Here is a 23,910-nt window from a genome sequence, read left to right as displayed (position 1 = left end):
CCGATGAGTAATATTAATACTCACTTTCATAAAGTGGTAGTGATGGGTATTATAGGTGCTATGTTGGTTCCCATTTTGGCGACCTTAATTTACTCGATCTCTTCACGTTGGGGGGCAACAGTCCTACCCGAAAGCTATACCTTTGACTGGTATATTAAATTATTTACTGAACCGAGATTTTTAAAAGCTTTTGGTCGTTCAATACTGATTTGTATCGCTTCATTAGTTTTGAGTATCGTTGTGATACTTCCGTCAATATTTGTTGTGTTCTACTATTTTCCTAAGATGAATAAGTACATGAATATGATGATATTACTTCCTTTTGCAGTACCACCTGTAGTTTCTTCAGTAGGTTTACTTCAGCTCTATGCGGGTAGTGGTATTTCTATCGTTGGTACTCCATGGATTTTGATTGGGACTTATTTCACGATCGCTTTACCTTTTATGTATCGAGCGATTGCCAATAATTTTGAAGCAATAAATCTGCATGATCTTATGGATGCTGCCCATTTGCTTGGTGCGAGCAGCACTAGAGCCTTTATTTCTATTGTATTGCCCAATTTGAGAAAAGGCCTGATGGTATCTTTGTTTCTCTGCTTCTCTTTCCTGTTTGGAGAGTTTGTTTTCGCCAATATATTGGTTGGAACACGCTACGAAACGCTACAAATTTATTTGTACAACATACGTCAGACAAGCGGGCATTTTACCTCAGCTTTGGTTATGACTTACTTTTTATTTATTTTCTTATTGACTTGGTTGGCAGGCCGTTTTAGCAGAGGTGCCCAATAATGAGCTATGTAACAGCAAATAATCTTACTAAGTGCTTTGGTGACAATACCGTCTTCGAAGATATAGGTTTTACGATTGAACAAGGCGAATTTGTTACTCTTCTCGGGCCAAGTGGTTGCGGGAAGTCGACTTTGCTCAGAAGTATTGCAGGCTTAAATTCAATCGATTCGGGCGAAATATGGGTTCAAGGAGAAAACATAACTCGCCATTCACCTCAGAAACGCGGTATTGGTATGGTGTTTCAATCTTATGCATTGTTCCCCAATATGACAGTCGAAGGTAACATTGCCTTTGGTTTGAAAATGAAAAAACTCTGTGGTGATGAGATAAAACGTGAAGTGAAAAGAGTGATTGAGCTTGTTGATCTAGAGGGTAAAGAAAAGCACTATCCACACCAATTATCCGGTGGTCAGCGTCAGCGTGTAGCACTTGCTCGTGCGTTGGTTGTAAAACCTCGAATCTTACTACTTGATGAGCCATTATCTGCTCTTGATGCAAAGATACGCAAGCACCTTCGTCAACAAATTCGTGATATTCAGAAAGAAATGAATTTAACGACAATCTTTGTTACGCACGACCAAGAAGAAGCTATGATCATGTCAGATCGTATTTTTTTGATGAATAGAGGTAAGATTATTCAAGCAGATACGCCTGAAGAAATTTATTTACATCCAGCTAATGAGTTTGTTGCGAGCTTTATGGGACATTATAATCTCATCGAATCTCAACTTGCCAAGCGACTGTTCAATATTGATACTCAGTGCACGCTGGCTATTCGTCCAGAATCTATTTACGTTAAAGAGCAAGGTAGAAAATATGGGCAAGGCATTTCAGCGCCGTACGGTGGGACTATTATCGGTCACCAACTTTTGGGTAATGTTATTCGCTACCAGGTAAGGATTGCGCAGTGCGAACTGGAAGTCGATTTATTGAACCGCACCTCAGAGCGTCTTCTCACTAATGGCAGTCAGCTAGAATTGCTGTTCAACCTCAATGAAATTCAACCCGTTAGAGCGTAATTATGTCGAAACCTTTATACGTCTTCGATATGGACGAAACACTGATTAATGGCGATTGCTCAATGATTTGGAACTCGTTTTTAGTTCAGAAGGGTGTTGTGAATCAGCCGGAGTTTCTAAGCGAAGACAAGCGTTTAATGGATTTATACATTCAAGGCAAAATGAATATGCAAGAGTATTTGGATTTTGCCATGGCACCTTTGTCAGAGCTTTCTACTAATGAGGTGGATAAGCTGGTTGAAGAGTGTGTAAAGAGCGAGATACTTGGTCGGCAATTTACTCAAGCAGCATCATTAATAGAATCATTGCTAAAAGACAATATTGATATGTTGATAATTTCCGCCAGTGTTACTTTTCTTGTTCAAGCTGTCGGTAAGCAAATTGGGATAACCAATGCACTTGGCATTGATTTGCAGATCAAAGACAACCGCTACACATCTCGTATTCAGGGCGTTCCGAGCTATCGAGAGGGTAAAGTGACTCGTTTGGAGCAATGGCTGGCTTCTATGGCTGAACAGTATACGGATATTCACTTTTATACCGACTCTATTAATGATCTTCCGCTTTGCGAGTTTGCCGACCAGGCTTATCTTGTTAATCCATGTCCACAATTAGCTGAGCACGGGGAACGTTATAATTGGCCGAAGCTGAGCTGGGATTAAACTTAGTATCACAGCCATTGAAGCTTCGTTTACTGAGGAAGTTACGGGACCAATAGCCAGCGATCACGTATTAAAAGCTAACACTACTCAATACCGTGTTGTTTAAAAGATTCAGCATAAGCTTTATCTTCAATCATGATGTGTTGGCCCAACCAATTTTTCAAAAATTGCATCAGCTCATCCCCGATGTCTTCGCCCTTTTCAACGCGTTTTTGAAAATCAAGAACGCGTTCAACCAGTTGGCTGTGTTTCTTCATATGTTCATCAGTTTGCTGGTAGCCAATTTGATCAAACAGTATTTCCTCATATTTAAAGTGATTGGCGGTGTAGTCAATAAGGCCTTGTACTACGCGTTTGATTGCTGAAAGGCCATAGTTATGTTTGAGTAGATGGTTTAAGTCATTAATGAGATGTAATAAGGTTTGATGTTGTCGATTAATTTCGTTAAGGCCAATATCAAGTTGATCGTTCCAAGTCATCAGTTTATCTCTTTGGCTATCTTCCAGCTCAACTTGGTTTTGGCTAGTTTCAAATCTGTGTAGCAATGAGTCTATTTCACCAGATAGGTTGCGTACCATAAAACTGACTCTCAGGGTTTCTCTGGTGGATTTTACGTTGCTTTCAGCCTCATCAGTTACTTGTTGAAGACAACTATTTAGATCTTCAGTTTGTTTAAGCTGCTCCTCTGATGAGCGAGTAATTTTTTGTCCGTATTCATACACTTCATCAATTTGTTGGCTCAACTCTTTAAATGTATTCTCGGCAGTAGTGGTCAGCTCTAATGATTTATCCATACTCGATTTATTTTCTTTCATTGTCTCTAAGACATCGTCCGTTTTAAGCTGTAAGTTACTAATCTTACTTCTGATTTCTTCCGTTGCTTCCTGAGTTCGCATGGCTAGAGTTCGGACTTCATCTGCCACAACAGCAAATCCGCGCCCTTGCTCTCCTGCGCGCGCACTCTCAATGGCTGCATTAAGTGCAAGGAGGTTGGTTTGTTCCGCAATACTACTGATGGTTTCCATGACTTGGCTGATTTGTGTGGTTTCTTCCATTAGAGACTGAAAATGTGCATTGGAACTGTCTATATGTTGGTGGGCATTGTCCAGTGCATTTTCCAGTGCAACCATATCCTTTGTGCCTTGGGCAGATTTACTTTTGGCATCTTTTGCGAGCAAAGCGGTCGATTCGCAGTACTCTGAAACTTGCTGGGTTATCTCAAAAAGCTGAGTGACATTGGATTGTGCTCTATCGACATCTTGTTTCTGCTCAATAGCACCGTTTTGAGAAAGCTCTGAGTCTTTCTGGACTGCTTCAGCAACTTCAAGCAATTTAGCGGTAGATTTTCTCAGAGCTTGAATGGTGCGAGAGATATCTTCTCCAATTCGATTTACGGTTTGGAAAAGTGATAGGCGTTTGTTGCTTTCAAGTGGTATCCGAGTGGTTAAATCACCCTCCGAAAGTTGCTTGGCTGCGCCTCTTACTTGAGCAAGTATTTGATTAAATGCGCTAAACAATACCATCACTAAGCAGTGGTATAAGACCAAAAATGCTAAACCTGTCCATGAATTGGCTTTTATGCAAAGCACTGCGCTTGGAATGATGAGTAAAGTTAACATAGTCATCCATTGCCAAGGCTGACATTGACTGAGTCTATCCGCAATATTGCCAAACATCTTGTCACTCCCAAGTGGTACTTTTGTTCCTATCTATAAATTTAGGCTAAAGTTTGTAATATCCCCCATTTAACCAGCATGATTTTTCATCCTTGAGAAACTCTATCGAACAGACTTTTTGCCGGAAGCTAAGGTATGATATATTTATATATTTCTTTTACTATTCAGATGATTAGCTGGGTAAATAACGATGGATGACACGGTATGGAAATGACAGTTGGTGAGGTTGCCAAAAGAGCAAGTGTAAAAGTGTCCACATTGCACTTTTATGAGCAAAAAGGGCTGATTACCAGCTGGCGAAATCAAGGTAACCAGCGTCGTTATCATCGTGAGGTTTTACGCAGGCTGGCTGTGATTAAGGCCGCGCAAGAAGTGGGGCTTACTTTAGAAGAAATCAATCAATCCCTGTCTTTCCTACCCAAACATCAGGCACCGTCAAGAGAGCAATGGAATCAAATGGCTTCAAATTGGCATGACTTGCTAGCACATCGTATTCGTCAGCTTGAAGCGCTTCAAGATGACTTGGGAAGTTGTATTGGCTGTGGCTGTTTATCGATGAAGTCATGCGCCATATATAACCCTAAAGACATCAGAGCAAAATCTTTCGAAGGCAAGACTATGCTAACGCATCCTGAGGAGTGGTCAGAGACTTAATGCAACGATGAATAGGCGCCAAAAAATTTACTAAACAGCAGGTTGAAGATCTAATTTTTAACATTCGGCGGATTGTTGTAATTCTACATTCCATACTATTTTTTCATCACCAATTGTCAGCTCTATCACTATTGGCAGCGCTATTTGGTAATTTTCTGACCAGTTCTAGAGGTTTATGTGTGAGGTAGATTGTCTTTTAATTTCTCATCCCCCCTTTCTACGCCTTTTTAACTTCTAGCTAAGGAGGAGAGTATTCACTTCATCAAAATTATAACGTGAGCTTGAAGGTATCTCATTGGGTCAACTGGGGTATCAAATCAATAACGGGAATAATCAGTGGAAAAGTGAATGAAAATAAAGCTAACCAAACTCAATGTATTGACAGCTGCATTTGGATTACTGGCCGGCTATGGCAGTGCATTAGAAGCTCAAACGATAGGAACACGTTTGGACACCAATATCATGCATGGAAGTCCATCACTTAACTATTCTTCAGACAATCAATTGTCGGTCAAACTCGATGGCGCCGCTGCTCATTGGCTCGACCTTAATTCTATTGCTTGGTTTGACCACAGCAAAGCGGTGAGTTATCAGATTTGGAGTAACGAATCTGGATTGAGTGATATTAGTCACCCACAAGATTTCACTAAGTACGACATGGTGGTTGCGGGACTTAGTGATAAACCGAAATTTCCCCACCTCAAGGGGCGCACTGGTTTTGAGCTTACTGTCAGTCCAGAAACCGCTAAAGCGCTACTCAAAACCCAATTAATTGCGGTTGCCCTTGATGAGCAAGGAAAAGTCATTGTTGCCACTCGGATACAGACTCCGGGCGTAATAGATGACTTATATACCTCGGGCGAAAATGATGCTGACGAGGCAAGATTGGGCAGCTGGATGGATGAAAATGGCGCCAACTTTGCTTTGTGGGCGCCAACGGCTCAGAAAGTCGAATTGCATCTATACGATAAAGCTAAGGTGCCGTTATCGGGCTCGCCCTATACTTTGCAACTTGATTCTTCGACTGGCATTTGGCATTTTCAAGGTGAAACTTCACTGAAAAACATGTTTTACCGCTACGAAGTAACCGCCATTCACCCTCAAACAGACCAGATTGAGTCTATGATGGTGACAGACCCATATTCACTGTCACTCAGCACTTCCAGCCGTTATTCCCAGCTTGTTGACTTAAGTGATGCAGAAACCAAGCCTGATGATTGGGACAGTCACAGTACGCCAGAGCTTGTCAACCCAGAAGACAATATCGTTTACGAACTTCATGTTCGTGATTTTAGTGCGAGCGATAAGCAAGGAGAAAAGCGCAATAATGGTAAATACCTCGCGTTTCTTGAAGATGAAAGAGACAGTGTTAAGCATCTGATGTCGCTAAAAAATGCAGGAATAACGACGGTTCACCTCTTGCCCACTTATGATCTTGCCTCAATACCTGAAGAGCCTGAAAAGACATTAAATCTGACCGATTCGGTTGAAAAGCTCTGTGGTATTAACCCTCAAGCAAACTTATGTGCCACAAACACTTCTCGTCATTTATCGATGTTGTCGTTACTGGAAAAAACTGATCCCAACAGTGGTGAAGCGCAGGCATTGCTAGCGGATATTCGCCCTTTAGATGGCTTTAACTGGGGCTATGATCCTTTTCATTACAATGTTCCAGAAGGCAGTTATGCGGTCGCGAGTGATGGTATTTCGCGTATTCGAGAGTATCGGCAAATGATACAAAAACTTCATCAGATGGGCTTTAGAGTCGTTCAAGATGTGGTGTATAACCACACTTATGCCTCTGGAGTGTCTGATCATTCGGTACTCGATAAGGTGGTGCCTGGATATTATCATCGCCTCAATCCGATTACCGGTGCGGTTGAGAATTCAACCTGTTGCGACAATACGGCCTCTGAGCACCGTATGTTTGAGAAGTTAGTTGCGGACAGTGTTGAAATGTGGGCGAAACACTACAAAGTAGATGGGTTTAGGTTTGACTTGATGGGACACTTGATGAAGTCGAGTATCTTGCATGTCTTCGAGCAAACCAAGCGGGTGGATCACGATACTTGGTTTTATGGAGAAGGGTGGAATTTTGGTGAAGTCGCCAATGGTCAACGGGGAGAAAATGCGACACAATGGTCAATGGCGGGCACAGGCATTGGCACCTACAATGATCGCTTGCGTGATGGTGTGCGTGGTGGAGGCCCTTTTGATAGCGGGGATGCGCTTCTTCAAACTCCGGGTTTTGCAAATGCAGGTAATCGATTTAGTGATGAATTAAAGTCGAAGACAGATTTGATTCGTTACGGCATGGCGGGTAATTTGCAAAATTATCCACTAGAAACATTTAGCGGTGCGATGGTGAATGGTCGGGATTTTCTATATGGCGGCCAAGGAGCAGCCTATACACTCGACCCTCAGGAGTCGATTAACTACGTCTCAAAGCACGATAACCAAACCTTGTGGGATTTCAATCAATACAAAGCCGATGCTTGGGTAGGTTCTGCGGAGCGAGCACGCATGCAAATTGTTGGCTTATCCACAGTTATGCTTGGGCAAGGTATTCCATTTATCCATATGGGCTCTGAATTGCTTCGCTCAAAGTCGATGGAGCGTGATAGCTACGACAGTGGGGATTGGTACAATAAAGTTGATTTTACTAAACAAACCAATAATTGGAATGTGGGCTTGCCTCGTGCTGATAAAGATATCGCCAATTGGGATGCCATCCGCTCTGTCATATCTAATCCCAATACCTTTGCTCAGCCACAAGATATCATTTGGACTGACCAAGTCTTTAAAGAATTGCTTCAGATCCGCTCAGCTTCACCCTTGCTGCGCTTAGTCAATGAAGAACAAGTTTTACAACGTGTACAATTTCACAATACTGGGCCTGACGCGCTTGCTGGCATGATTGTTATGTCGGTAAATGACGGGATAAGTGCAGGAGAAGATATAGATAGCAATGTCGATGCTTTGGTTGTTGCGATTAATGCCAATACTTCTGAGCAAACCATTTCGATTCAGGGTGCTAAAGACTTTCAACTTCATCCTGTTCTCGTCAATTCTTATGACTTATCGGTCAGACAAGCCAAGTTTGAGGGCAGCTCTTTCACCATTCCACCTCTTACCGCTGCGGTATTTGTTCAGGTACAAAAAGGTGCTCAAGGACTAGGTTTAGTCGTGGACCCAACTTCTGAACCTGCTCCTTTTGGTCACACCAAAGTGTTTTTGAGAGGTTCGATGAATGATTGGCAAGCCAATAGCCAGCTCATCTACCAAGGTGATGGCATTTATGATGTTGAAGCCTATCTAACACCGGGTGTCTACGAATTTAAGTTTGCTTCATCTGACTGGGAGCAAGTCGACCTCGGTTTTGATGAGCTAACGAACTTGCATGATTCTATTGGGTTTGTAAGAGGCGAAAATGGCAACATCAAAGTCATCATAAACAACCAAGGAGTGCATAAGTTTAGGCTTGATGCTTCTCGGCAAAATACACTTACAGCCTCTGTTCAGTACACTAACCTTGATTACGCATGCTATCAAGATGATAACCAAGCTTGTAATCTGAGGATCTATCAAGTCATGGTGGAGTCTTTTGTCGATGGTGATCCGCAAAAGGGCTATGGTGTTGGCTATGGCAACTCACATCACAATGGTGATCTGCAAGGTGTGATTGATAGCTTAGATTACATCGCCAATCTCAACGTGAATGCCTTATGGTTAACCCCTGTATTTGACTCTTGTGCTGGGCAAGCAGGGGACGATCGATTGGATGCAACGGGTTACTTTCCTTGTGACTATTTTAATGTCGATCCTAAATTTGGTACCAATGACAAACTAAGAGAACTGATCGACAAAGCGCATGCAAGAGGTTTATATGTTTTCTTGGATGGTGTCTTTGGTCATTCTAACCTATCGGGTGTGAAACCTTCTCCTACAGGAAAGTTACCGCATTTAAAACTCGAACAAGGTTACCCTGGCCACTATGTTATCTATCCAGATATGGCAAGTCAGGACTTTTTTACCGAAGTTGCAACGCACTGGATAAAAGAATACGGCATCGATGGCTGGAGGCTCGACCAATCCTATCAACTTCCGTTAGATACTTGGCGTGATATCCGCTTGGCAGTTGAGCAAGCGTCGAAGGAGAATCAACAAGCGGGTAAGCAATGGGGAACCTTAGGCTATATGGTGGGTGAAGTATGGAGCGGTGCCGATGATATCACGGCAACGACTTATGGCAGTGATGCCGATCCAGGACTGTCATCGGCGTTTAACTTCCCTTTGCGTTATGGACTTGTTCAAGCACTTGCGGTGGAAGAGTCGGGCCAAAAGGGCAGTGCAAGAGCCTTAGATGCGATATGGAATAGTCGAGCTAAGTCTCCCTATCATGCGATGCCCAATCTTATGCTAGGCAACCATGATTTAGTTCGCTTTGGCGATCTTATCCAGCGAGGAAATCTGGGAGATTATACTAAGAGGCACAAAGCGGCATTGAGTTTTCTTGCTGCGTATTCGGGGCCAATCACGATTTATTATGGTGACGAAATTGGTGATGAAATAACAGGCTTTGCCAAACAAATTATCCAGAATTGTGCTATTCAAGGCCTGTGTGATGACCATGTCTCACGCTCTAGTGCCAAGATTGAAGGTGTGACAGTCTTAGCGCTAGCACCTGAGCAACAAGAAATAAAACAGTATCTTACCGAGCTAATGCGCCTTCGCAGCCAGCACCCTGCCTTATATGCTGGAAAGCGCCGGAACCTTTGGCTAGATGATAATATTTATGCGGATCTTAAAGTCTATGGCGACGAGAAAATTCTGTACGTGCTGAATACCTCTACCTCTGACCAAATCTTGTTGTTAGACACCCGTTACCTAAAAGCCACCTATTGTCTTAGAGATCTTATTGATGATGAGTTATTCACTATAACAGAGGGTACTGTTCGAGTTGGGATTCCTGCATTAAGTGGTCGTTTTTTGATGCTAGAGTAGGGATTATTCAACGAATCTAAAACTAGATTTTCTCTATCTGACTTGGGATTTGTCGCATATTGCATTTGCACTATGCGATTTCTTTTTCGATTTGCAATGATTGATATGCATTCAATGGCATCTTTTGGACAAAGTTACTGATTTTGGTATCAACATGGGTGTATTTCTTTTGGCACGTATCTTGTAGATTGTCACTTGTGTTCTGGAATGGCTCTTACGAGAGCAAGTGGTATGTGATGCACTTCTCTCTTCCCAACCGCACAAACAAAATGGCTTAAAAGTGCGTACGACGGACCGAGCTAACAACATGTAGTAGAACAACAATAAGCCGAACATGTTTGTGATCATCCAAGGAGTGGAGGCGGCATGAATTTGATAGAGATCGTCTATGTCAGCAAAGCGGGAAAACGGTTCAACCAAGATGAATTGGAAGGCATACTTTCAAAAGCCCGTAAAAACAATACAGATACCGACATCACAGGCCTGCTACTTTACGATGGCTATGGCACTTTCATTCAAGTCTTAGAAGGCCCTGAGACAGCGGTTGAAAACCTGTTCGAACAGATAAAACTAGATACCCGCCATACCAATATCAACCGAATCGGTTTTCATCACATTAAGAAAAGAAGTTTTCCAGATTGGAAAATGGGTTTTCGCGTACTCGACCAAGATCTCGAATCATCACTCCCAGGCTACAGTGATTTTATGAAGCACAGAGGTGAGGTGCAGTACCTTGTCGAGCACTCAAGTTTCGCCATGCAGATGGTCCACTATTTTGTGAAAAAAGATTAGGAGAACTCCCATGCTTTCACATTTTAAAATTGCTCACAAAGTCTATCTACTAGGGTTCTTTCTTCTAGGGGCGATCCTTCTAATGGGTGGTTTTGCACTGAATCAAATGAACAAGATTGGTAATGAGCTTGTCGATATCGCTGAGCGAGATATACCGCTTACCAAGTCGCTCACAGTACTCACTGAGCATCAACTACAGCAAGCCATTTACTTTGAGCGTGCCTTGATCAAAGCGATCCGAGTAGAGCAAGGGCTCGCGCCGATGAATACATTTGAGGAGGCGAGAGGTAAGGTTGAAAAGTTTACTGTAAAAGTTAAAAAGGAAATTGTAGAGGTTGAAAACTTTATTGCCGACTCTATCCCCAAGCTCCATGAACCAAAGGCTAAAGCCAAGTTCGAGGCTAAGTTAGCAGAACTAAAAAAAGTGGAAGACTCGTATCACTCACTGGTCGATGAAGTGAAAAAGACTATGCTATTAGGCTCTCAAGGCAAGATTGTTGAAATGCTCGCGTTTTCAAAGAAAGTTGAGAAGCATGAGGATGAAATAGATACCTCCCTAATCAACATTCTTGATGATGTACAAAGCTTTACGTTGGCAAGTGCCTTGAAGGCGGAAGAAGATGAGAAATTTGCCATCAAATGGATGACAGTGATCGCTATTGTATCGATTGTGTTTGGGATTGTGATGCCAATTTGGATTGCGAGAGCGATAAGAAACCCGATCGTTGCCTTAATTGGAAGGTTGCAGCAAGTAGCCAATGGTGACGGCGACTTAACGATTAGGCTTGACTCAAGCGCTAAAGATGAGACAGGGACGGTGGCAAGCGCCTTTAATACATTTTTGGGTGTGCTGACAGGAACGATTAATGTCGTGACCTCAAAGGCAGAAGATTTAGGCAAATCGTCAGAGTCTGCATTAGGCGCGATGCAAAGAACTCTAGCCAATGTCGAAAAGCAGCACAGAGACATTGAGCAGGTTGCAACCGCAATCAACGAAATGAATGCGACAACACAAGAAGTGGCCAATAGCACGGCCAATGCTTCGGCGGTAACCGATGCGGTGAAAAAACATGTGTTGGAAGGTCGTAAAGAAGCTCAAGAAATTCAGAAGATCATAGAAGAACTGACCAATGAGGTGACGCAGTCATCTGGTGTTATTGAAAATCTCGTCTCGGAGACCAACAACATCGGGACGGTTCTAGAGTCTATTCAGGGCATCGCGGAGCAAACTAATTTACTGGCACTCAATGCGGCCATAGAAGCGGCGCGAGCAGGGGATACTGGTCGAGGGTTTGCTGTTGTTGCTGATGAAGTACGCTCATTAGCACAACGCACTCAAGATGCGACGGTTGATATTCAGCAGTTGGTTGAAACCTTGCAATCTGAGGCGAAAAACGCTGTTACCAGTATGCAAAAAGGAACCAGCACAGCTCAGCTTTGTCTAGAGAAAAGTACTCAATCAGCCAACACATTCCAGTTGGCGGCAGAGTCCGTTAACGAAATCGCTGGATTAAATGTTCAGATAGCAGCGGCTGCTGAAGAACAAGCGGTTGTGGTTAGAGACTTAGATGCCAACTTAACTAACATTAAATCTTTGTCTGAAGAAACGGCGGAAGACTCAAGAAGCACAGCGACGGCAAACGAATCCATTGCTAAAAACGTGATTGATCTCCACCAAAACTTGAATAAATTCCAAGTGTAGTTAACGACTTGGCAACAACCCTAGGGTTCGACTTTGTACTTATGAAGTAGTGACAAAGGAAGATGGCAGTAATCTTGGGGATAATTTGTGAGGCGGTCCTGATGTTCAGGATCGCTTTTTACGTAATTGGTCAAAGGTAGAACCTCAACGGCAATAGTGTGACTCTTGGGTTGCTGGTCAATAAAGAGTTTGGCTTTTTCTAGATGCTGATTGCTTTGGCTGTAGATACCTGTGCGGTATTTTAGTCCTATATCTTGCCCTTGCTGATTAATGCTGTATGGGTCAATGATCTCGAAAAACTGCGTCATAAGTCGTTCTATATTGGTTACCTCTGGATCAAATTGAGTCCTGACACATTCAGCGTAGCCATCATAATCTCCTTTAGTATCCTTGCGAATACCATTTGCTCGCCCAGCCTCAGTCGATATTACGCCGGGTAAATGGCGAATAAACTCCTGAACACCCCATAGGCAGCCGCCAGCAAAGTAAATTTCTTCTGTAGAGGGTTGTTTCATGATTATCGGTTTTAGGCTTGCTCAAGGGGGGGCTATTTATACCAGATTTATTTGGGCCTCTCAAAGGCGCATAGCCTTACAAAACTTTTTTCGTTATAGACGTGGAGGGTTTTAGTTTTTTGGTGGCCTTTAAATTGCGTATAGGCGCCTTATTTTGGTGATTTTGACGCATTTTAAGTTCATGTTTTTAATGGGTTTATTTTTATGGATTGATATGGGTCGACGATGATAGGCTAGCGCCAAAGAAGGAGATATTATGACAATTAAAAATAAAACCTACCGCCAGCAAGACTTTTCACATCAAGACCTTCAATACGCTATCTATGAAGATTGCGAGTTCATTCAATGCGAGTTTGATCGATCGGACTTACGTAATGCAAAATTTATTAACTGCCGCTTTATTGAAGCTAAAGCATTGGAAGGGTGTAGTTTCTCTTATGCCAAACTTAAGGATACAAGCTTTACCAACTGTATGTTGGCAATGAGTCAATTTGTCGGAGCTGATTGCTTTGGAATTGAATTTCGTAAGTGCGATTTAAAGGGAGCGAACTTTCAAAGAGCCAACTTTATTAATCGTATCAGCGACACAGTCTATTTTTGTTCTGCCTATATCACGGGATGCAATCTGAGTTATGTCAACCTCGAAAGGGCTCTACTTGAGAAGTGCGATTTATATGAAAACCGCTGGACTGAGGCGAACTTAGATTCGGCAAGCTTTTTGGGTTCTGATCTCTCAAGAGGAGAGTTTACCAAAGATCAATGGGGCTCATTTATTGTCGAAGGGGCTGACCTTACTCATGTTGATCTTGAAGGTGTTGATGTTTGTCGTGTCTCTCTTGATGGGGTGAAAATTTGTCGCTGGCAGCAAGATCAATTGCTCGATAAATTTGGTCTGATTGTTATTGATTGACTTTCCTATGCCATACTCAGCGCGACTCCGTTAGTGAATGCTGGGAATATGATGTGAAAGGAAACAGTGAAAGCGAACTGAAATCGGGCTAAGTCTATGGCTAGTGTGTCCATGATCATTTCCTGCTTATGATTCACTCACTAAAACGATGCTCTGATGGTGAATGGTCAACCCTGAGTAAAACTTTTATTGCTCTTATTACGCGTCCGATTCGTAACAGAATATATCTGGTTTGCAGGAAGTACGAATATGAGCTTGAAATCCAAAGTTGAGGCTGTGGCTCCGACGTTTGAACCAGGCGGGAGATATGAGAAGTTTTATCCGATATATGAGGCCGTTGCCACTATTCTATACACCCCCGGAATGGTGAATAAAGGTGCGACACATGTAAGAGACAGTATTGATCTCAAACGCATCATGATTTTTGTTTGGTTAGCGACTTTCCCCACCATGTTCTGGGGGATGTACAATATTGGCAACCAATCTATCTTGGCGATGATGAGCCAATATTCGTCTCAACAACTCGAATCCGTCGTCACAGAGAGCTGGCATCTAGCTACAGCGTTCGGCAGCTCTCAGGGGCTAATAGAAGCCGGTTGGGGCAGTAAAATGTTGCTGGGGGCCCTGTATTTCTTACCCATTTATGCGACTGTGTTTGTAGTAGGAGGGTTTTGGGAAATATTGTTCGCGGTTGTGCGTAAACATGAGATTAATGAAGGCTTTTTTGTTAGCTCAGTGCTGTTTGCGCTGATTCTCCCGCCTACCATTCCTCTTTGGCAGGCCGCTTTAGGGATTACTTTCGGTATTGTGGTTGCCAAAGAGATTTTTGGTGGCACAGGGCGTAACTTCTTGAATCCAGCGTTAGCAGGCCGTGCCTTTTTGTACTTTGCCTATCCTGCCAATATGTCTGGTGGAGGAGTTTGGGTTGCTGCCGATGGGTATTCTGGCGCAACACCATTAAGTCAGTGGTATGAAGGAGGTTCGAGTAATCTCATCAATAATATGACGGGTGAAGCCATTAGCTGGAACGATGCGTTTTTGGGGAATTTACCAGGTTCGATGGGGGAAGGATCCACGCTTCTTATCATGCTTGGGGGCCTACTTTTGATCGGGATGCGTATCGCGTCGTGGAGAATTGTCGGCGGTGTGATTATTGGACTTGCGGTCGGCTCCACCTTACTCAATGTGATAAGCTCTGACACAAACCCCATGTTTTCTATGCCGTTTTACTGGCATTTCGTCTTGGGTGGGGTAGCTTTCGGTACCTTCTTTATGGCAACGGACCCGGTCTCTGCTGCCTACACCAATTCAGGTAAATGGGCGTACGGAATTTTGATCGGGCTGATGGCAATAGCAATTCGTGTGTTGAACCCAGCCTATCCAGAAGGGATTATGCTTGCCATCTTATTTGCTAATTTGTTTGCTCCTTTGTTCGATTTTATCTCCAAAGAAGCGAATGCTAAGAGAAGACGTCAGAGGGTTGGTCGTCTCGGATAATTGGTCGTCTGATCACCAAGGCAGCCTTTGTCCATCGTAGGATAAAAAGCTGCCTGTAATTTCAGGGTTAGCCTTTTCTATAATGTGCAAAATATCCGATGCGACTTTGTCTGGCTCAAACAGTTTACCGTCAGGAACGTTGGCCTGAAAAGGCTTTGATAATGGCGTATCAGTAGTACCCGGGTGAATAGATAAAATGCAAGCTTTTGGTATACGTCTTGACCATTCGATACTGATATTTTTGATGAGCATATTGAGTGCTGCTTTTGATGAACGATAGCTGTACCATCCTCCTAATCTGTTGTCTTCTATACTTCCTACCTTAGCGGATATAGTGACGAAACGGGGGTGGCTACTCGCTTTTAAACATGCTGAAAAGTGTTTTGCGATTAATAGGGTTGGTAATGCATTGACTTTGATATTTTCTAAGAAAAATTCAGATTGGCAAGATTGAAGGTTTTTCTCTGGGCCGTTGCTCGGTGTATGCAAAAGACCAATGGCATTGATTATCCAGTCAAGCGATGAAAATTGAGCGGCGAGCTTGCTAATGTCATCCTCAGCGGTAATATCGATATTATGCCATGTGAGGCCACTGCCAAGATCATTCGGTTTATGACTATGGTAAGTGGCGTGAAGATCTATTTCTGGTTGATGGCTCAGTAGTTGCGTACACAGTGAATGGCCTATTCCTCCACTACCACCAAAAATAAGTACTTTCATGCGCTTTCTTATATTGTTGTATTTATTAGAGAACAGCACAGAATTATAGCTTCAGATGCTTTATTGTTTTTTTGTGTGACTTGATTCACGCAAACAATAAAGACTTATATTGAAATATGTAAAAAAACCTCTTATCACTAATTGTTACAGATCTTTACGCTACGTTTATATGAAATATCTCTCTTATTAATCTTGGGGTAATACACCATGTTATTGGTTCGGAGAAGTTTTGTGGCGGCGCTACTCTGTTTTTTTGCTCTCGGAGCCGCTAGTTGGCTTTTTACTCAGCACAATTGGCGAGCAAATTTTCACATCCCCGAGGTAAGGATAGGTGTATCTTTGACTCCTTTAGCCTCACCATTTTTGATAGCAGAGCATCTAGGTTTGTTTGAAAAACATGGCCTCAAAGTTTCACTTTTTCCATGTGCAAGTAGTATGGCATGTACTCAATTAATGCTAAGTCGTGATGTTGAATATGCAACGGCTTCCGACTCTGTTGTCATGTTCCAAAGCTTTGAGCAGAGCGGTTTAGCTTTACTAGTCAGTTTTGTTGAATCAGATAATGACTTAAAACTCTTGGCGCTTAGCCCTTCTAACATCAGCGAAGTTAGCCAGTTAGAGGGTAAGAGAGTTGGGGTAGTTAAAGGAAGTGCGAGTGAATTTTATTTCGACTCTGTGCTTATTGCCAATAACCACAAATCGTTAGATGTCGAGAAAGTATATTTTCAACCTCATGAACTTGTTCCCGCGCTCTTGTCGTTTCGTGTTGATGCCATCTCAGCCTGGGAGCCGATGGGATACAAAGCGGATCTACAGTCAACCTCAACCGTCAAGAACCTTGGTACACTAGGTATATACCAGCATTCGTTTAATTTACTCTCTACCACGCCTTACTTAGAGTTTGCAGGTCAAGAGCCCGTGTACCTACTCAAAGCTCTTGATGAGGCAGTGGAGTGGATCAATACGTATCCCGATGAAGCATCAAGGGTAATAGCAAAAAGACTTAATATTCCACTAAATCAGGTTAAGTGGTCTTGGGAAGACTATGTTTTTCGGTTGTCATTGGGGAATTCATTACTTTCAAACCTCCAGCTTCAGGCCAGATGGGCACAGGCAGAAGGTTTAGTAGGAGGCGCGCAGCCTGACTTTAGGAGACTCCTTTTTACACAACCGTACCAACAAATTGTTGCTCTGAGAGACTAAGCTATGTTGAATTCTCTGTTTAAAAAGCTGTTTGTTTTATCAACCACAACGTTAATACTGACCTTGTTTATTATTGTCTCTTTCATTAGAGTCTCAGCAGAGCAAAAAAAAACCAAAATAGAGTTGGATCAAATTATTGATCTGCAATTATCAGTCGATCTATTGCGAAGTCAGTTATGGTTTTTCCTGCAGTTCGGCGATGAATTAAGTTTAAATCAAGTCGAACTCGCACAAGCTGAGCTCTCAGTTAAGCTTGCTAAATACAAAAAAGAGAGTACTCAGTTAGGTAATATTCAGAGAATGAACCATAGTTTGAATGCTTTGCTGACAAAAGAGATACAACTTTATACTGAAGAAGGGATCGTATCAAATGGTAAAGCCCCAGAGAGCATCAATTCGATAGGCTTTCTTCACTCTAGATACAATATGATCGTTCAAAATATGACAGAAGAATTGGCGTATGTACATAAATCAGTACTCAACGACAATACCGATAATGTACACAATGTTATGACGTATGCAGCGGCTTGGTTAATTGTGTGCTCAGTTTTAGTGAGTGCTACCGCTTGGTTAATCTTGTTTCGTTTTAAAGCCGGCGTTGAAGCGATGAAAAAAGCAATTGGCGATCTTGCGGCTGGGAAGCTCGACTCAAAAGTAGAAGTCATCAGTATGGACGCTGAATTTAGGGAAATGGCTGTTTTTTTTAATGATATGACACATACTCTCAGAGACACCACTGTGACCAAGCAAGAGTTGGAAGATGAAGTAAAACGCCAGACCAAACAACTGATGCGTAAGCAAGAGCAATTGATTTTTCTTTCTGAACATGACCCTTTAACTAACCTAATGAACCGTCGAGCATTCGATAAAGCATTAGAAAGTGCTATCGTCAAAGCAAACCGAAGTAACTGCAAGCTGGCGCTGTTTTTCATCGATCTCGACGAATTTAAATCAGTAAATGATACTTACGGTCATGATGCAGGTGATGCTATTTTAGTCGAAGTGTCTAAGCGTATTCTTACCGCTGTTAGAGAGTCTGATTTTGCGTGCCGTCTTGGCGGAGACGAATTTGTTGTATGTTTAGACTTACTTCATGACTTTGATATTGTGTCAGAAAAGTCAAAGCAGTTGCTAGAAGCGATTAGTCTTCCGATTGAGTTTAACGGTCATAAATTAAAGGTTGGCGCGAGTATTGGAGTAAGCTACTTCCCTGATCATACAAGAAACAAGGAAGTATTAGTCAATCTGGCAGATGAGGCTATGTACTGTGCTAAGCAAATCGTTGGGTCTGCTTGTTATGATGGCCAAGAATCAGAGACTAAAAGGTTACCTCGCCAATACGGTTAACCTCTATGATGTAAGGGAGTGGCATTGTTTAATGCGTTATTAAACCGCTCTATTTCATTGTCATCTATGCTGTAGCCACTTCGGGTACAGGCATGAAGTGTTGCAACGTAACTGATTTTATTATATGCGAAAAATTCACTAAAAAATGCCCTAAATACCGGACACATTCTGCGATTTCCTGAGCTAGAAACCACAAACCCTCGCTTTGTTTTAAGCAGTTGATGATGATTCTTCAGCTTGGGTGAAGCACTGAGTTCTGTCATACGATCAATCAGGTTTTTCATTGGTGCAGTCACGGCATACCAATATACCGGGGAAGCAAAGACGATATTGTCAGCGTCACTGATTCTGTTAAGTAAGTTATAAAAATCGTCATTGGGGTACTGGTTATCATATCGGTAGGGGGTGATGTCTAATTCATCGATATGGATCACTTCGCATTGGTGGTCGGCATGAACCTTGTCGACAGTTTTCGCCGTATTGCCATTTTTGTTGGCGCTCGAGAATAGAATGATAGTCTTCATTTTTTGTCCTTGATATTTACCGAGGACAGTGACTTTAAAACCTCAACTAAACTTTAGGTCAATGCTTATTCGCAATTTTCTGGTAAATCGGATAACTCATCGCTCGCTTTGATGTTTTTTAACTCATTGCAACTCCTTATTTTATGGAGTTTTTTACATTTATGTCTCATATTTGTTACGTATGTCATTAAAAAATAAAGTAAATATCCATATGTAAAATTATTCATATACTATTGTTGTCGAATTTGTATTTTTCCGTATAAAAATTGTTCTCCATGTTCTAGAAGGGTTGTATATGAGAGTGAAGCTGTTGCGTTGGTATTTGCCTTTTGTCCTATTGGCGTTGGCATATGGAGGCTATATTGCAATCTCTTCTGGAAATGCAGAAGCGTTAAAAACAGAGCAGGTTGAAGTACCGCTAACAGTTAAGGTGTCTCATTTACGCTCCGGAGATCATAATGTCGTTATAACCAGCCATGGTGAAGTGGTTCCTGTTGAAATCACGCAGCTTTCTGCGCAAGTTTCAGGTGAAGTTATCAGTTGGCACCCAAGTTTTGTTCCTGGGGGAGTGGTAAAAGAGGGTGAGATCTTGTTTTCAATCGAGAGTGAAAACTACAACGCCGCTGTTTTGCAGGCAGAAGCGGACCTTGCCACGGCTCAAGCCTCTTTAATAGAAGAGAAAGCCAAAGCTGAAGTGGCAAAGCGTCAAGCGAAGAATGTCCCTTCTAATCAAGTCACCGACCTCTACTTGCGTAAACCCCAAGTATTGAGTGCACAAGCTCAGGTAAAGTCAGCGTTAGCTTCACTTAAAAGAGCAAAGAGAGATCTAGATAATTGCCGAGTGGTTGCCCCGTATGATGCGCTTGTTGTGGAGCGTGATATTGGTGTAGGTCAATATATTACAGCAGGGACTCATGTCGCTGTTTTAAATAACATCGAATCAGCAGAAATTCATGTTCCAATTGCTGGATTTGATAGTGTATTTCTACCTGAAGATTACTCAGGTGTTACTGCTAAAGTGACTCAGAAAGGGGTGGTCAATATCGAACGAGAGGGAATCATAAAAAGAGATTTAGGTGTGATTGATAGCGCGACGCGCATGACCAGTTTGGTCATTAACGTCGATGATCCTTACGCATTATCGTCAGACATGTCGCCTCTTAAATTTGGCTCTTATGTTGAAGTGAATTTCATAGGTAAAACCTTAAAACATATTTATCGTCTACCCCAAGAGTTAGTGAATAATCGTCAGGTATGGATTGTTAATGAGGACAACGAGCTTGAGCCTCGCACTGTCAATGTATTGCGCGCAGAACAAGAATTTATGCTCATTAATGAAGGTTTAAAAGATAACGATCGGCTGGTGTTGACCGTACCTGAATATCCGCAAAAGGGGACTCAAGTCCAACTTAGTACTTTTAATGACGAATCAAAACAGTAAGGCTCGCAGGCATGGATGATAGAAAACCTAGAGGTCTGATTGCATATTTTGCACATAACCCAGTGGCGGCGAATTTACTGATGATGTTCGTTCTCATTGTGGGTACGGTCAGCTTTCTTTTTATTCAAAGACAGATGTTTCCCAATCTTGAAGTCAACTACATTAATGTGCAAGTTCAGTATCCCGGAGCCTCCCCTCAGGAAATTGAAGAAAGTATCTTAATAAAAATAGAGGAATCTTTAAAAAATGTATCTGGCATTAAACAAGCGATAACTAACGTCTATCGTGGCGGTGGTACGATAGAGCTAGAGATCGATGTGGACCAAAAGATAGAGGATGTTCTTGATAAGGTGCAACAAAAAGTCGACTCTATATCTAATTTTCCAATTGGTATGGAGCCGATTCAAGTTTATCAATATGAATTTCAGCAGGATGTTATTCAAATTGTTCTAGCTGGTGATAGGCCCCTACTGGAGCTTAAGCCTATAGCCAAGCAAATTGAAGATGAATTATTGCAACTCAATAATGTTTCTTTGGTTGATTTGAGTGCACCAGAATATGAGATTGGTATCGAAGTCGAACCCGAGATGCTGCGCAAGTATGACTTGACACTAATGGATATCAGCACCGCAATCCAACAATACTCAGCGAATTATTCAGCAGGCGAAGTCAGAACTGATGGAGGATTCATTTCTGTTAGAATTGAGAACCAATATTATAGCGGCGATGAGTTTAGAGATATTCCTGTTAAGATAGGAAACAATGGTGGTAAGGTTTTACTTCAAGATGTTGCGACTATTAAAGATGGCTTTACCGAGGACGAACGTTACTTTAAGTATTCAGGTGAAAATGCAATTTATCTCTCTGTGAATGCCACAAAAGATCAAAATATGGTGACGGTTGCAGAAACAGTCAAAGCTTATATAGAACAGAAAAACCCACAACTTCCGGCCGATATCAAAATCAAGACATTAGTTGATATGACGTACTATCTTAACGCGCGTCTCGACATGATGTTAAAAAATCTACTTCAGGGTGCTGTACTCGTTGCTTTGATGCTGAGTGTGTTTTTGCGTGTCAAGCTCGCGATGTGGGTGATGATTGGTCTGCCTGTCTGCTTTTTGGGCGCGGTTATGCTGATGCCTTTGGTTGGCGTGAGTATCAACATTGTGTCATTGTTTGCCTTTATCATGGTACTCGGGATTGTGGTAGATGATGCCATTGTTATAGGTGAAAGTGCCTATACAGAAATAGAGACGCATGGAAGTGGTATTGATAGTGTTGTCCGTGGCACACTAAAAGTGGCAACTCCAGCAACATTTGGCGTCCTGACAACAATTGCTGTTTTTGCACCTTTTCTTATGTCGAAAGGCATTGAAAGTGCGTTCTTTTTTGGTATCGCTGCCATTGTTATCCTCTGCTTGGTTTTTAGTTTGATTGAATCAAAGCTAATTCTGCCAGCACATTTAGCTCACTCAACGTTTAAACCAATTGAAATAGGCAGTTGGCGCTATCGATTTAATCAAAACTTTTTTAATTTTGTCAATGGACCATATCGCCGCTTTGTTGTCTATTGTACGTATTGGCGCTGGAGTGTGCTAGCAAGCTTTATCGCTGTATTGGCGATAAGTATCGCTTTAGTGATGGGGAATTATGTCCGAATTATACCTTCACCTAAAGTTCCTCATGATTTTCCTACCATCAAACTCATCATGAATGACAATGTATCGAGTGAACAGACGATTCAAGCGCTAAAGATAATTGAAACTACGGTGCTTAACATTGATGAAGAAATAGATCAGCAAACTGGGCAGAAGATGATTCGGGATATCTTGACATTTAGTCAAGGGCGTAAAGAAGGTTTGATGGTGATCGCTTTGGTTGATGAGGAAAAGCGGCCGTTCAATACATTTGAGTTAGCGCGTCGCTGGCGAGAAGCAATACCCAACATACCAGGCAAGAAAACGCTGACGGTGTCTGATAATGTCAATGATAGTGATAAAGGAGATGAATTTGGATTTTTGCTGTATGGCTCTGATATAGAAACGCTAAATGCCGCTGGGCGAGACCTTATTTTGCAATTACAGCAGCAAGATGGGTTATTCGATATCTCGTCGTCAATGGACACAGGAAGTAAAGAAATACTGCTGTCACTTAAGCCTGTCGCTTATGATTTGGGTATCACCTTATCTGATATTGGTACTCAGGTAGGAGTCAGCTTCTATGGTGGAGAAGCACAGCGCATGATCAGAGAAGGTGAGGAAGTCAAAGTGATGGTTCGTTACCCTCAATTGACACGAGAGGCCTTCGCCTCTCTGCGCTATGCGCTAATCACGACGCCAGATGGACAAAAAGTGATGTTAGGTGATGTTGTTGATATCGTTCAGCAGCCTGGAGTGAGCAGTATTCGCCGTGAGGGTGGCTTTCGTAGTGTTTACGTATTTGGGTCGATTGATGAGGAGCAGGTTGAGCCTAATGAGGTGGTTGATAGAGTCAATGAATCCATTTTACCCGACATTTTGTCCCAATACAGAGGGGTGAAAAGCCAGCTCGGCGGCTCGATTGAAGAGCAGCAAGCACAGCAGGACGAGCAAATTATTTTCTTTGTTGCAGGTATGATTATTGTCTATATCCTGCTCGCTGTCCCACTAAAAAGTTATGCCCAGCCGTTAATTATTATGTCAGTTATTCCATTCAGCCTGACCGGAGCGATATGGGGGCATTATTGGTTTGGTCTTGATCTAAGTATGATGTCCACATTTGGTCTTATTGCCGCGGCGGGTGTTGTGGTTAACGACTCTTTAGTGATGACAGATCATGTCAATCAAGTTAGAAACAATGGATTGTCTGTCAAAGAAGCGGTTGTCGAAGCTGGCTGTGCGAGGTTTAGGGCAATTATCTTGACGTCTATTACGACGTTTGTTGGTGTTTTACCGATTATGTTTGAAACCAGTTTGCAAGCTAGGTTTGTTATTCCAATGGCTGTCGCTTTGGGCTTCGCTGTTTTGTTCGCAACTATGCTTACCTTGGTCTTAGTACCTTGCTTGTATTTGATTTTGGATGACCTAAAGCGTTTGGCTCATAAGTTGAAAGATCACTTTACTAAGAAAAAAACATTTAGCTCTAGTCACTAGAAAATACTCATTACGCCAAGGAAAACCATGCATTTGGTGGTATGGTTTTCTATTATTTAGTGGGCTCACGATAGTGCGCTGAAGACTTTTTTGAGTGGAGTGGCCCAATTTCTCCTTTAGTACAAAATGTTAAAAACTGGTCTTACCTCTTTGTGTTTTAGCGATCCCATAGACTTAATATGGGATCGGTTCCTAGAAGAAGTATGTCTCGTTAGTTTACTATTTTGACCATAAAGCTCAATTGCATTTGCTGTATCTATGTTATTTAATAGTAAAGATATTTCCTTGAAATGCTTTGTTGTTCTTTGCCCTGTATTTGGG

Annotated in this window: 17 protein-coding genes; 13 read left to right on the top strand and 4 right to left on the bottom strand. The window is 42.2% G+C overall.

Annotated elements, in window-relative coordinates:
- The first annotated feature begins 3 nt into the window (after positions 1-3).
- Genes FIV01_RS16765 through FIV01_RS16755 form a run of 3 tightly spaced genes read left to right on the top strand, consistent with a single transcriptional unit; the run spans position 4 to position 2,470 of the window.
- The gene (locus FIV01_RS16765) at positions 4-789 is read left to right on the top strand and encodes an ABC transporter permease (protein WP_152432130.1); all 786 of its coding nucleotides are present in this window, start codon (positions 4-6) and stop codon (positions 787-789) included.
- On the top strand, positions 789-1,808 hold the full coding sequence (locus FIV01_RS16760; protein WP_152432129.1) for an ABC transporter ATP-binding protein: 1,020 nt from the start codon (positions 789-791) through the stop codon (positions 1,806-1,808). The genes FIV01_RS16765 and FIV01_RS16760 overlap by 1 nt, the downstream gene beginning before the upstream one ends.
- A gap of 2 nt (positions 1,809-1,810) precedes the next feature.
- Entirely contained in the window at positions 1,811-2,470 is a 660-nt protein-coding gene (locus tag FIV01_RS16755) for an HAD family hydrolase (protein ID WP_152432128.1), read from the top strand.
- Positions 2,471-2,553: 83 nt separating this feature from the next.
- Here FIV01_RS16755 and FIV01_RS16750 read toward each other — a convergent pair whose 3' ends face one another.
- Positions 2,554-4,146, bottom strand: a complete 1,593-nt coding sequence (locus FIV01_RS16750; protein ID WP_152432127.1) for a bacteriohemerythrin — start codon at positions 4,144-4,146, stop codon at positions 2,554-2,556.
- 204 nt (positions 4,147-4,350) lie between these two features.
- Between FIV01_RS16750 and soxR the strand changes: the two genes are divergently transcribed.
- From soxR to FIV01_RS16730, 4 genes are all read left to right on the top strand, one after another.
- The gene (soxR, locus tag FIV01_RS16745) at positions 4,351-4,800 is read left to right on the top strand and encodes a redox-sensitive transcriptional activator SoxR (RefSeq protein ID WP_152432126.1); all 450 of its coding nucleotides are present in this window, start codon (positions 4,351-4,353) and stop codon (positions 4,798-4,800) included.
- A 348-nt stretch (positions 4,801-5,148) separates the two neighbouring features.
- Positions 5,149-9,804: a pullulanase-type alpha-1,6-glucosidase gene (gene pulA, locus FIV01_RS16740; RefSeq protein WP_152432125.1), complete on the top strand. Its 4,656-nt coding sequence runs from the start codon at positions 5,149-5,151 to the stop codon at positions 9,802-9,804.
- Positions 9,805-10,170: 366 nt separating this feature from the next.
- The gene (locus FIV01_RS16735; RefSeq protein ID WP_152432124.1) at positions 10,171-10,596 is read left to right on the top strand and encodes a BLUF domain-containing protein; all 426 of its coding nucleotides are present in this window, start codon (positions 10,171-10,173) and stop codon (positions 10,594-10,596) included.
- Positions 10,597-10,606: 10 nt separating this feature from the next.
- Complete coding sequence (locus FIV01_RS16730) at positions 10,607-12,298, top strand: methyl-accepting chemotaxis protein (RefSeq protein ID WP_152432123.1); 1,692 nt, start codon at positions 10,607-10,609, stop codon at positions 12,296-12,298.
- A gap of 20 nt (positions 12,299-12,318) precedes the next feature.
- Here FIV01_RS16730 and FIV01_RS16725 read toward each other — a convergent pair whose 3' ends face one another.
- The gene (locus FIV01_RS16725) at positions 12,319-12,813 is read right to left on the bottom strand and encodes a peptide-methionine (S)-S-oxide reductase (RefSeq protein WP_152432122.1); all 495 of its coding nucleotides are present in this window, start codon (positions 12,811-12,813) and stop codon (positions 12,319-12,321) included.
- Positions 12,814-13,069: 256 nt separating this feature from the next.
- On the opposite strand from FIV01_RS16725, the gene FIV01_RS16720 reads away from it, so the two are divergent.
- Together FIV01_RS16720 and FIV01_RS16715 are read left to right on the top strand one after the other, a co-directional pair.
- Positions 13,070-13,723, top strand: coding sequence for a Qnr family pentapeptide repeat protein (locus FIV01_RS16720; protein ID WP_152432121.1), 654 nt, complete (start codon positions 13,070-13,072; stop codon positions 13,721-13,723).
- Between the two features lie 249 nt (positions 13,724-13,972).
- Positions 13,973-15,220 (top strand): NADH:ubiquinone reductase (Na(+)-transporting) subunit B, encoded by a 1,248-nt coding sequence (locus FIV01_RS16715; RefSeq protein ID WP_152432120.1) that lies wholly within the window; start codon positions 13,973-13,975, stop codon positions 15,218-15,220.
- A 12-nt stretch (positions 15,221-15,232) separates the two neighbouring features.
- Here the strand turns inward: FIV01_RS16715 and FIV01_RS16710 are convergent, their stop codons facing one another.
- Positions 15,233-15,940 (bottom strand): SDR family oxidoreductase, encoded by a 708-nt coding sequence (locus FIV01_RS16710; protein WP_152432119.1) that lies wholly within the window; start codon positions 15,938-15,940, stop codon positions 15,233-15,235.
- A gap of 231 nt (positions 15,941-16,171) precedes the next feature.
- On the opposite strand from FIV01_RS16710, the gene FIV01_RS16705 reads away from it, so the two are divergent.
- Entirely contained in the window at positions 16,172-17,143 is a 972-nt protein-coding gene (locus FIV01_RS16705) for an ABC transporter substrate-binding protein (RefSeq protein WP_246210515.1), read from the top strand.
- Positions 17,144-17,146: 3 nt separating this feature from the next.
- Positions 17,147-18,490, top strand: a complete 1,344-nt coding sequence (locus tag FIV01_RS16700) for a diguanylate cyclase domain-containing protein (RefSeq protein ID WP_152432117.1) — start codon at positions 17,147-17,149, stop codon at positions 18,488-18,490.
- Here FIV01_RS16700 and FIV01_RS16695 read toward each other — a convergent pair.
- On the bottom strand, positions 18,487-19,014 hold the full coding sequence (locus tag FIV01_RS16695; protein ID WP_152432116.1) for a flavodoxin family protein: 528 nt from the start codon (positions 19,012-19,014) through the stop codon (positions 18,487-18,489). The two genes, FIV01_RS16700 and FIV01_RS16695, sit on opposite strands and share 4 nt — an antisense overlap.
- A gap of 295 nt (positions 19,015-19,309) precedes the next feature.
- Here FIV01_RS16695 and FIV01_RS16690 point away from each other — a divergent pair, with 295 nt between their 5' ends.
- Positions 19,310-20,455, top strand: coding sequence for an efflux RND transporter periplasmic adaptor subunit (locus FIV01_RS16690; protein WP_152432115.1), 1,146 nt, complete (start codon positions 19,310-19,312; stop codon positions 20,453-20,455).
- Positions 20,456-20,466: 11 nt separating this feature from the next.
- Positions 20,467-23,589 carry an efflux RND transporter permease subunit gene (locus tag FIV01_RS16685; protein ID WP_152432114.1) on the top strand — a complete coding sequence of 1,041 codons (3,123 nt, stop codon included), beginning with the start codon at positions 20,467-20,469 and terminating at the stop codon, positions 23,587-23,589.
- Positions 23,590-23,910: the final 321 nt, after the last annotated feature.

It is taken from the genome of Vibrio aquimaris (assembly GCF_009363415.1).
GTDB classification, from domain to species: Bacteria; Pseudomonadota; Gammaproteobacteria; order Enterobacterales; family Vibrionaceae; genus Vibrio; species Vibrio aquimaris.
Note: the sequence above shows the minus strand (reverse complement) of the source record. Positions and strands in the feature narration are given on the sequence as shown.